Genomic DNA, 2,411 nt, shown 5'->3' on the forward strand with positions numbered 1-2,411 from the left:
AGCCTATACAACTATCGTAGTCATTGCTCACGAATTTGTTGGTGTTTGGAAGGTTAACAAAATACCGGAATCCGCCGCTTTTTTGGCTAATACGGCAGACCCAAACGAAGCTCCTAATAAAGTAGGAAGGCAGAATAAACGAAAAAGCCAACAGGGCTTGCAGCAAGAAATACTACAAACCGCGCTGTATCGGCTAATGCCGAGTGACCTCAAGGGTGAGTTGTTTGCTGGTAAGAAAAGCTTAATTTATGAATCACATGAGATTCTTAAGATTCTACGGAACCTGGATTCTAACCGTATTCAGATAAACCCTCGCGGTTTTATCCGCTCGGTGGAGCTAATGAGAAAGTTCTTTCCTACTCCGATTGATGCTATCCATGCGTTTTATACGATTGTGGCCTACTGGGATATTACTTGTACTGTAGCTGAAAATGAATACGAAAACGGAGTACGGGTAGTAGGATTTAAAGGTAATAAGAGTAGTGAATTGGTGGAAATAGCTCCTAATTTGCGAGCTGATTTTAAACACTTTGTAGAAACCCACTACGTTTTTACTAACGAAGGCTCGGGGCTAACGGCTGACTACTACTTTAGCCGCTTTGATGAAGTGCTCTCCGAGATTAACCCGGAGTACGCTAAGCAGCACGGCATTTTCTTTACGGACGAGAATCTCAGCAAGTTTGCGCTGTGGTTTGTAGGGGAACAGTTCCACCCCGACATTAGCGAACGCTACATTGTGTTTGACCCGGCGGGTGGTTCGGGTAACTTGGTCTCAAGCTGGCGGGGTAATTTGAAGCACAAAGTAGTTTCCGAACTCCAACCCGATTTGCTGCGCACCATTGAACGGCGAATGAAGATTGACCCCTACCATACGCAAAAGGGGTTTACCATCATTCCTAAAACATCAGAAAACCGAGGGTTGAACTTTCTAAATCGCTCAGCGGAAGACTACTTAGGCGAAGTACAAAAAACACTAGAGGAAAAACACTTGCAGTTTGATAAGCCATTGGCCTTTCTACTAAACCCACCCTATAAAAATACCGATGAGAACCAACAGATCCGAGAAAAGGCCGAAGCTCACTACGATATTCACGAGTCTATCATAGAACTAACGGGTGAAGATGCTGGAAAGGAGCGTTATCTCGCTTTTTTAGGGCAGATCATACGAATGGCCGAAGTGCAGGTGCGTAATGACTCTGAGTTGCAACCCATCGTGATGATTTTCACGCCTACCTCCTGGCTTATTCCGCGCCCTACCTACGTAAGCTTTCGGCAGCAGTGGGATCAGCACTTTAGCTACCAGGATGGTTTTATTACTACCAGCAACGAGTTCTTCAAACTTAAAGGGAAGTGGCCATTGGCCTTCACCATTTGGCAGTATCAGTACCAAGAAGCTGGAAACGACAACGCTATCAAGGTTTACGACCTCACCCATCTTACTCGCAATGACCTAGCAACTGCTATCAATCCGCAGGAAAAAAACACCGACAATATTTTACGAAAGGCTTTAGCTAAAACAAAGAAGATTAGATTTGACAACTCTAGAAGTGACATTAGAGAATCACTTCCACCTATAGAACGTAACAAAAAAATGGTTAGACAACCTCGTTACGATTTTAGTCATGCGAAGAAAAAAGAAGATTATGGAAAAGTAGTTAGTGGATTTCCAATTGAAGATGAGAGAAATCATTTTGAACTAAGAAGAAAGTGCGGTTCGTCTGATAGTGAGTTTGTTGGTTTTATGGATAACTTAACGCCTGTCAGAGTATTACAAGATACCTGTAATCGCCTTACTAATGAGCCGAACAGGTTTTGGTTCTATCTAGATAATCGAGTAATCAAATTAAACCTCAGCAAAATATTTTGCGGTCCTGCGGATAATCGAAGTTATTGTGCTTACGATCTTGAATCTGCAAGGGTAACATGCTCTTGGTACGCAACTACTAAAGCTATAAACGGTCGTTATCCAGTTTGGATGAATCAATATAATGTCTGGAAGCCAGAAATTAAGCCGGAGCTAGAAGACTACTTCTACTCTCTCTGCTTTGCTTACGTGCTGGCGGAAAATCGCTGTGTGGTTACCAAGTTTGAGGCAGATAATCCGGTACCAGGTGCCCCCGAGGTATACGTAGATAACCCGCTCTGCCCCACTAACGATGAAGCGTTCTGGAGTACTACTCTGGATAGTGAGGTAGTCACGGAACCGCCACTAGCCCACGAATTGGTCGAGGCGATCAAAAAACTCTATCAGGTTTGGGCACTAGATTACTGCCAAGGTCAGGTACTAGAAAACGTCGGGCTACACGACGAACCTTATTTCCGCTATTTTTCCTACCCCGATTTCCTCACGTCCCACTCCGGCCTTATCCAAATCCGCAAGTACGCCGAAATCCACGCCGACGCTGATCTAC

The 2,411-nt window shown here is 44.3% G+C and carries 1 protein-coding gene; it reads left to right on the forward strand.

Annotation, left to right across the window (positions count from 1 at the left end; translation table 11 throughout):
• Positions 1-2,411: hypothetical protein (locus WBA11_RS09245; RefSeq protein WP_424520410.1), on the forward strand; the 2,411-nt coding region annotated here is incomplete at both ends.

Source organism: Rubrivirga sp., assembly GCF_049648075.1.
In the GTDB taxonomy this organism is placed as follows: Bacteria; Bacteroidota; Rhodothermia; order Rhodothermales; family Rubricoccaceae; genus Rubrivirga.